The organism is Methylophaga sp. UBA4204 (assembly GCF_002379485.1).
GTDB lineage: Bacteria > Pseudomonadota > Gammaproteobacteria > Nitrosococcales > Methylophagaceae > Methylophaga.
Window position 1 is genome coordinate 23,712 of record NZ_DFTU01000034.1, and the last position, 7,859, is coordinate 31,570.

10 protein-coding genes are annotated in these 7,859 nt (G+C 47.3%); all 10 read right to left on the reverse strand.

The window, feature by feature from the left end:
- Positions 1-166 precede the first annotated feature (166 nt).
- Positions 167-2,245: a flagellar biosynthesis protein FlhA gene (gene flhA / locus B3182_RS04530; RefSeq protein WP_292353660.1), complete on the reverse strand. Its 2,079-nt coding sequence runs from the start codon at positions 2,243-2,245 to the stop codon at positions 167-169.
- Between the two features lie 3 nt (positions 2,246-2,248).
- The gene (flhB, locus tag B3182_RS04535) at positions 2,249-3,388 is read right to left on the reverse strand and encodes a flagellar biosynthesis protein FlhB (protein WP_292353661.1); all 1,140 of its coding nucleotides are present in this window, start codon (positions 3,386-3,388) and stop codon (positions 2,249-2,251) included.
- Positions 3,381-4,163 carry a flagellar biosynthetic protein FliR gene (gene fliR / locus B3182_RS04540; protein ID WP_292353662.1) on the reverse strand — a complete coding sequence of 261 codons (783 nt, stop codon included), beginning with the start codon at positions 4,161-4,163 and terminating at the stop codon, positions 3,381-3,383. Before fliR ends, flhB begins: the two co-directional genes overlap by 8 nt.
- Before the next feature lie 2 nt (positions 4,164-4,165).
- Positions 4,166-4,435, reverse strand: coding sequence for a flagellar biosynthesis protein FliQ (gene fliQ / locus B3182_RS04545; RefSeq protein WP_014708077.1), 270 nt, complete (start codon positions 4,433-4,435; stop codon positions 4,166-4,168).
- Between the two features lie 2 nt (positions 4,436-4,437).
- Positions 4,438-5,175: a flagellar type III secretion system pore protein FliP gene (gene fliP / locus B3182_RS04550; RefSeq protein WP_292353663.1), complete on the reverse strand. Its 738-nt coding sequence runs from the start codon at positions 5,173-5,175 to the stop codon at positions 4,438-4,440.
- Positions 5,175-5,528, reverse strand: a complete 354-nt coding sequence (gene fliO / locus B3182_RS04555) for a flagellar biosynthetic protein FliO (protein ID WP_292400093.1) — start codon at positions 5,526-5,528, stop codon at positions 5,175-5,177. Before fliO ends, fliP begins: the two co-directional genes overlap by 1 nt.
- A gap of 65 nt (positions 5,529-5,593) precedes the next feature.
- A complete protein-coding gene (gene fliN / locus B3182_RS04560; protein WP_292353665.1) occupies positions 5,594-6,052 on the reverse strand; it encodes a flagellar motor switch protein FliN in 459 nt (152 codons plus the stop codon).
- Positions 6,045-7,070, reverse strand: coding sequence for a flagellar motor switch protein FliM (gene fliM / locus B3182_RS04565; protein ID WP_292353666.1), 1,026 nt, complete (start codon positions 7,068-7,070; stop codon positions 6,045-6,047). The genes fliN and fliM overlap by 8 nt, the downstream gene beginning before the upstream one ends.
- 2 nt (positions 7,071-7,072) lie before the next feature.
- Positions 7,073-7,582 (reverse strand): flagellar basal body-associated FliL family protein, encoded by a 510-nt coding sequence (locus B3182_RS04570; protein ID WP_292353667.1) that lies wholly within the window; start codon positions 7,580-7,582, stop codon positions 7,073-7,075.
- A gap of 49 nt (positions 7,583-7,631) precedes the next feature.
- Positions 7,632-7,859 (reverse strand): flagellar basal body-associated FliL family protein (locus B3182_RS04575; protein ID WP_292751722.1); only part of this gene is annotated, 228 nt, incomplete at its 5' end.

Sequence of the window (7,859 nt, forward strand, 5' to 3'; positions counted from 1 at the left end):
ATTGCGTCTCATCGTAATCTGTAGCCGCCACAATCTCCACGCCACCATCAACGCGAGTATTAGAGAGGATAACGGCATCCGGACCCAGTACTTCACGTACTTCGCGGATTGCCTGACGTACATCTGCCGCCTGGAAACGTTTAATTTTCATCACATCACCTTCTTGTTATCGACCCACATTTGCCACAATGCGTATTTGTTTATCATCAGGTATCTCGTTGTAGGAAAGCACATGTAGTCCTGGAATCGCGTTACGGATAAAACGGGAAATCCAACCTCTTAATCCCGCCTGAACCACCAAAATTGCCGACTCACCCGACATCTCTTGTCGTTGAGCCGCTTCTTGTAGATTTTTGTGCATATTTTCTGCGAGTCCCGGTTCCAGACTTGCGCCACCCTCTCCAGATGCCTGTAATGTTTTTAGCAATATTTGTTCCAGCTCTGGATCCAACGTGATGATAGGCAGGTCAGGTTGGGTGCCATTAATGTGCTGTACGATGGAATGTGCCAGCGCCATTCGTGTTGCGGCAGTGATTGCCTCGGGATCGGGATTGCGTGCTGCCTGTTCGGCAATTGCCTCACTGATGGTGCGGATATCGCGAATCGGAATGTTTTCCTGTAGCAGGTTTTGCAGAACTTTTTGCACCGTACCTAATGGGACGGTATCGGGTACCAGACCTTCCACCAGTTTGGGCGCAGTTTTGGCAAGATTGTCCAGCAGGTGCTGAACTTCTTCGCGTCCCAGTAAATCATGCGCATGATTTTGCAGGATTTTACTTAAATGGGTGGCAACAACTGTGTCAACATCAACCACGGTATAACCCTGGGCCTGGGCATGCTCTCGCTGGCTGGGCTCAATCCAGATTGCATCCAGACCAAAGGCGGGATCCTTGGTACGAATACCCTCTAATTGGGCGAAGACCTGACCGGGATTGATTGCCAGCATCCGATCGGGATAGACCTCGGCTTCACCAAAGGTCACACCAAATAAAGTGACTTGATACGCGGTGGGCGATAAATCCAGATTATCGCGGATATGCACCGGTGGAATTAAGAAGCCCATTTCCTGCGAAATCTTTTTGCGAATACCTTTGATGCGATTCATCAACTGGCCGCCCTGATTTTTGTCTACCAGTGGGATCAAGCGATAACCGACTTCCAGTCCAATTGGATCAACCGGACTTAAATCATCCCAACTCAGCTCCCGTTGATCTCGATTGGCTTCCTGTTGTGGCGGTGGAGCTGCCGCAAGTGTGGCGGCTTTTTGACGCTGTGCTATCAACCAGGCACTGCCAGCACCGGCACCGGCCAAAAGTAAAAATGGGACATTTGGCATGCCGGGAATTAAACCCATTCCGCCGATAATGCCTGAGGTAATGGCCAGGGTTTTGGGTTCTTTCAACAACTGAGAGAAAATCTGCTCACCAATATCCTGATCAGCAGTAGAGCGGGTGACCAGCAAGCCCGCAGCGGCAGCAAGCAGTAATGAAGGTATCTGGGCGACCAGACCATCACCTATCGTCAGCAGGGTATAGTTATGTGCTGCTTCAGAAAAGCTCAGACTATGTTGCAGAACACCAATGACAAATCCACCGATGATATTGATAAACAGGATCAGGATCCCGGCAATAGCATCACCGCGAACAAATTTACTGGCACCATCCATAGAACCGTAAAAATCTGATTCCTGCATGATTTCTTCACGACGACGGCGGGCTTCATCCTGATCAATTAAGCCAGCATTTAAGTCAGCGTCGATCGCCATTTGTTTACCGGGCATCGAATCCAGGGTAAAACGGGCGCTAACTTCAGCAATACGCGTTGCACCTTTGGTGACCACCACAAAGTTGATAATAACCAGAATGGCGAAAACGACCAGACCTACCGCATAGTTACCGCCGATAACAAACTCACCAAATGCTTCGATAACCTGCCCGGCGGCGGCAGTACCGGTGTGTCCCTCAAGCAGAACAATACGGGTAGAAGCGACATTTAAAGCCAGTCTTAGCAGGGTTGCTAATAGCAGTATGGTTGGGAATGCGGCGAACTGTAAGGGTTTTCTCACATAAACACTGGCCAGCACGATGGTCAGTGATAAGGCGATATTAAAGCTGAATAACATATCCAGCATAAATGCAGGAAGGGGAATGACCACCATGGCCAGCAATGCCACCAGGAACATTGGTGTCGCGACATTACCGTTTAACACCCCACCTAAACGGCTTGTCAGGCTTGTATTCTCCATTGACTACTCATCTCGTTTAAATTCATCCGGTATTGGCAAGTCTTCTGTATTGAGATTTGGCTTGTTACCGCCCGTATTTTTATAACGTCTCAATTGGAAGACAAACGCCAATATCTGGGCTACTGCAATATATAGACCAGATGGAATTTCCTGACCGATTTCCGTGCTGTAATAGACGGCTCGGGTCAGTGGAGGAGCAGAGATAATGGGCACTTCGTGGTGATCGGCGACCATTCTGATTTGTTGCGCCATCAGATCGGTGCCTTTAGCCAGGACAATTGGAGCGCCAGATTTAGATTGGTCGTAACGTAAAGCAACCGCGTAGTGTGTTGGGTTGGTAATGATAACGTCGGCTTCGGGCACATCCTGCATCATCCGTTGTTGAGATAACTGGAGTTGCATCCTGCGAATCCGCCCTTTGACTTCCGGGCTACCTTCGGTTTCTTTATTTTCGTCTTTAAGTTCCTGTTTTGTCATGCGTAATTGTTTAGTGTGATTCCATAGCTGGAAAGGCACATCAATCAACGCAATCAAAATCAGGCTGGCACAAATTGCTAAAAATCCCCAGAGGACAATGAACCCCAGCTCTGTCATTGCCACTTCAACTTCCTGCCGTCCCAGTGTCAATAATCGGTCACGCAGACTCCACAGAATTAAGGTGCCTATGCTGCCCACCAGTAAAAACTTGCCTAGCGCTTTGCCAAGTTCAACCAGACCCTGAGGGCCAAAAATACGCTTAAGACCGCGAAGCGGACTCATCTTTTCCGGTTTGACGCCCATGGCCTGCGTGGAGAAATTCCAGCCGCCAATCAATGCCGGAGCTGCTAATGCCGCTATCAGCGTAATTGCCAGAAAACTACCGACATCAACAGCCATGATTTTCAAGGCGACAATCAGCTGCTGCGCCATCATATGCGGGTCCATGATCAACTTGCGGTTCAGCGAAAAGGATTGGGTCATTACCTCGCCGAGACTGCTGACCAGATTTCCACCTACAAACAGCATCGCCACCGCACTGGAAATCAATACCACTACTGTGCTTAATTCCTGGGATCGGGGGACCTGACCCTTCTCCCGTGCTTCATCAAGACGTTTACCCGAGGGGTCTTCGGTGCGTTCCTGACCGCTATCCTGATCAGCCATTGTTCACTACCAGCATTCGTGTCATTTCCAGCATTTGATCCGAAAAGTTAACCAGATGATTGCCGACCGCGGGCAGGGTGATATAAATGATGACAAAGCCCAAGCCGATGGTAAGCGGAAAACCGATCGAAAATGGGCTGATTTGCGGGGCAGCACGAGACAAAATACCAAACGCCAGATTGACCATCATTAAAGAGCCAATTGCAGGTAAGGCAATAATAACACCGGCTGCATACATCCAGCTGGCCAGCCCGGCGATATCACGAAAACTTTCCACTGAAATACCGCCGGCACCCATTGGCAAGGTGATAAAGCTTTCTGCCATCACCTGGATCAATACTAAATGCCCATTAATACTGAGAAACATCAGGGTAATGAAGATCAGATAAAATTGACTGATTACTGGCACCGTAGTGCCATTCTGAGGATCAACCATTGAGGCAAAACCAAGCCCCATCTGCATTGCAATAATCTGACCGGCGACGATGAAGGCATTAATCAATAGTTGCAACATAAATCCCATGCAGATACCAATCATCACTTCTTGAGCAATAAGCAGGATGCCTTCACCACTCAGCGGCGAGAATACCGGGGGGGGAGTATTGATGGTTGGAACCACCACGAAAGTGATGGCCAGAGCAATGATCAGTCTGGTTCGAACATTGACAAAATTGCTACTAAAAATCGGTGCCACCATCAGCATACCGCCAATGCGAAATAGCGGCAGCATATACGCCCCGAGCATCGCACTGATTTCTGCGATAGACAGATTCATCGCTAACCTATCAGGTAGGGAATGTTTTCAAACAGTCGAACCGTGTAATTGGTGACCAGACTGAGCATCCATGGGCCGGCTACCATCAATACCAAAATCGTTACCAGCAATTTGGGAATGAAACTTAACGTCTGTTCGTTGATAGAGGTAGCCGCCTGAAACATGCTCACGATTAAGCCGGCGATTAACGCTGGAATGAGTATCACAATAATCAGCAAAGTAATCACTTCAAGAGTTTGCTGCATAACGGTTAAGACGGTTTCAGGAGTCATCGCTAAATATAAAAGCTGGAAGCCAGCGTTCCCATTAATAATGCCCAGCCATCAATTAAAACAAATAACATCAGTTTAAAGGGCAGAGAGATCAGCATGGGTGACAACATCATCATCCCCATTGCCATCAAAACTGAAGCGACGACAAGATCAATAATCAAAAATGGTACGAAAATCAAAAAGCCAATTTGAAAAGCGGTTTTTAACTCGCTGGTCACAAAAGCTGGCAGCAGCAGGCTGAAAGGTACATCTGCAGGACTTTCAATGGCGGAATAACCACCAATTTCAGCAAATAATTCGATATCACTTTCTCTGGTCTGCGCCAGCATAAATTCGCGAAAGGGTTGACTAACCTGTTCAATCGCTGCGGTTGCTTCGATATCGCCATCCATATATGGCTGAACGCCATTTTCATAGGCTGTACTGAAGACCGGAGACATGATAAAGAAAGTCAGAAACAGCGCCAGACCAATCATAATCTGATTGGAAGGCGTGGACTGCACACCCATTGCCTGCCGCAGAATCGCCAATACAATAATGATCCGGGTAAATGAGGTCATCATTAACAATGCTGCCGGTAACAGCGTCAACACTGTCATTAACGCCAGGATCTGCAAGGTCAGCGAATAACTTTGTGATCCATCTTCGCCAGTCGACAAGGTCAATGCAGGAATACCGGGCTCAGCTAAAACCAAGCCAGGCAACACTAGCAGTAACAAGAACAAACCAACGCTACGCATTATTTATGGCCTCGCTGCTGCATCATCTGTTTCAGCCGATCAGCAAATGACTCGCCCTCAGCGGGTGGGGAAATTTCACGAATGGGAAGTGGTTCGGATAGCGTATGCAAAGTGCTGATATTTTGCGCAGTAACACCAATTAAAAGCTGTTGTTCGCCCACTTGTATCAACACAGCTTTTTCCCGCGTACCTAAAGAGAGGGAGCCTAAAACCTTTAATTGACCATTATGTGCTGCGTGAAAGAATTGACTGCGTTTAAGGATCCAGCCTAAAAACACAATTATCGCCAGCACCACAATCAAGCCAAAGATCGTTTGTAGCAATGTACTGGCATTGACTGGTGTGGAACTCATGGTTTCTGCGTTGACCAATAGTGGGAACAACGCAACAGAGTTCACCAAAATGACTTGCCAATATCTCATCGCAGTTTTTTAATCCGCTCTGCGGCGCTGATAACATCGGTCAGACGTATACCGAATTTGTCGTTAACCACCACTACCTCACCATGGGCAATCAAGGTGTCGTTAACCAATACGTCCATCGGTTCACCCGCCAGCCGATCCAGTTCAACCACTGAACCCTGACTTAATTGCAGTAAATTACGGATGCTGATTCGGGTACGGCCAATTTCCATCGAAATGGTCACCGGAATATCCAGAACCATGTCCATATCTACATCAGTACGTGGTTTACCTTCATCATCCAGTTTATTCAGTGGAGCAGGGCTGGGCCGGGCTGCTGATGACTCGGCATCGGCCTGCTCTTCAAGTGCTGCTGCCCAGTCATCCTGGCCGCTATCGTCATCGACCTGTTCTTCCAGTGCAGCCGCCCATTCGTCAGCCAGATCCTGATCGGATTGTTTTGTATCTTCACTCATGATTTTTAGCCTTTGTCATCTGGTAACTTGGTGTAGTGTCTTTGGGATGTTCAATAATTGAGGTGATTTTCAACGCCGCTTTTTCATTATGCTCACCATAGCTAGCACGGAATATCGGGATATTTTCCACCATTGTGGTCACCGTTTTGGGCATGCTGATAGGGATAATGTCGCCCACTTTTAATGAGCGAACTTGTTCCAGCGTCAGTTTCGTTTGCGCCAGTGTTGCCGAAACGGTGACATCCGCCAACATCAATTCTTCACGCATTGATTTGGCCCAGCGACCATCATCGGCAGAACGATCACTTTGCAGGCCGGTATCCAGTAACTCACGAATCGGTTCCAGCATCGAGTAGGGCAAGGTGATATGTAAATCTCCACCACCCCCATCCAGTTCAATATGGAAGGTGGAAATAACCACTACTTCACTGGGACTGACAATGTTGGCAAACTGAGGATTGACTTCATGGCTGACGAATTCAAATTTTACTGGCATAACCGGTGACCAGGCTTCAGTCAAATCGGTAAAGCACAAATTCAACACCATCCGTATCACCCGTAACTCGGTGGCAGTGAACTCCCGGCCTTCTATACGAGCCTGAAACCGGCCTTCACCACCAAAATAATTATCCAGAATGGTAAACACTAATTTGGGTTCAAAGACGATAAGTCCAGTGCCACGTAATGGTTGTAGCTGAATCAGATTCAGACTGGTCGGAACAAACAATGTATGAACATACTCAGAGAACTTCATCACCTGAACGCCACCCACTGAAATCTCAGCGGAGCGGCGCAGCATATTAAACAGATTAATTCGTAAATAGCGAGCGAAACGTTCGTTGATCATTTCCAGCGTCGGCATCCGACCACGAATAATGCGTTCTTCGTTACCGAAGTCATAACGCCGTGGTTTGCCGAACTCATCCAGTTCAGGTTTATTCTGCTGGATATCGTCACCGCCAAGACCATTTAGCAGTGCATCGACTTCATCCTGTGACAATATATCGTGAACGGCCATATCTATTGCATTACCAAACTGGTGAAATAAACGGCTTCAAGCCCGGTGACATCACTATTCTGCTGTTTAAGGAAACTATTAATGGTTTCCAGCGATGCCTGCTGTAAAGCCTTTGTGCCCTCAGTCGTACTGAGATCGTCATAATTTTGACTGTAAAACAACATCAGCAATTCATGAACCAGTGCGGGTTCATGTAAAGCAAACAGATCAATGGATGCCTGATCGCGCGCCATGACTTTCATTTTGATTTGCAGATAGCGAACCCGATCGTTACTTTGCTCTGAGAAATTGACAATAAAGGGGGCGGTCACTTCATGATAAACCGGAGTGGCTTTCTGTACCTCTACCTCGGCATCCTCTGTCGACTCATCCGAAGCTGCATCTTTAGACAGCCACCAGTAAACACCTGCCCCTATGATAGATAACAGCACGACAATACCAATAATCATGATGATTTTGGTTTTTTTGCTCATGCCTTGTTTGAGTTCGATATCTTTTTGTATTTCAGCCATGTTGTCTATGTCCTATCGATAAATTATTCAAAGCAAATACCGTGCCTGTTCATTGCCAGAGAAAGGTAGTGAAATACACTGCTTCAAGGTTGCTGTTACCTGTCTCTTCTTCAAAAATGGCTTTAATACGCTGATAAGCTTCTTCCTGGAGTTGGGTACGACCTTCCAGACTTTTTACTGAATCCATATTTTGCTCTGCAAATAGAATACGCAGCGTGTCCTGAATCATTGGTAGGTTACTTTCTGCACTGGCCAGGATGGCTGGATCTTCTGACTT

Excerpts from the sequence above, each read along its gene's own strand:
- flhB (WP_292353661.1), bottom strand. The coding sequence starts at position 3,388 with ATGGCTGATCAGGATAGCGGTCAGGAACGCACCGAAGACCCCTCGGGT.
- fliN (WP_292353665.1), bottom strand. The coding sequence starts at position 6,052 with ATGAGTGAAGATACAAAACAATCCGATCAGGATCTGGCTGACGAATGG.
- fliM (WP_292353666.1), bottom strand. The coding sequence starts at position 7,070 with ATGGCCGTTCACGATATATTGTCACAGGATGAAGTCGATGCACTGCTA.
- fliO (WP_292400093.1), bottom strand. The coding sequence starts at position 5,528 with ATGAGTTCCACACCAGTCAATGCCAGTACATTGCTACAAACGATCTTT.
- flhA (WP_292353660.1), bottom strand. The coding sequence starts at position 2,245 with ATGGAGAATACAAGCCTGACAAGCCGTTTAGGTGGGGTGTTAAACGGT.
- fliQ (WP_014708077.1), bottom strand. The coding sequence starts at position 4,435 with ATGACTCCTGAAACCGTCTTAACCGTTATGCAGCAAACTCTTGAAGTG.
- fliP (WP_292353663.1), bottom strand. The coding sequence starts at position 5,175 with ATGCGTAGCGTTGGTTTGTTCTTGTTACTGCTAGTGTTGCCTGGCTTG.
- fliR (WP_292353662.1), bottom strand. The coding sequence starts at position 4,163 with ATGAATCTGTCTATCGCAGAAATCAGTGCGATGCTCGGGGCGTATATG.
- B3182_RS04570 (WP_292353667.1), bottom strand. The coding sequence starts at position 7,582 with ATGGCTGAAATACAAAAAGATATCGAACTCAAACAAGGCATGAGCAAA.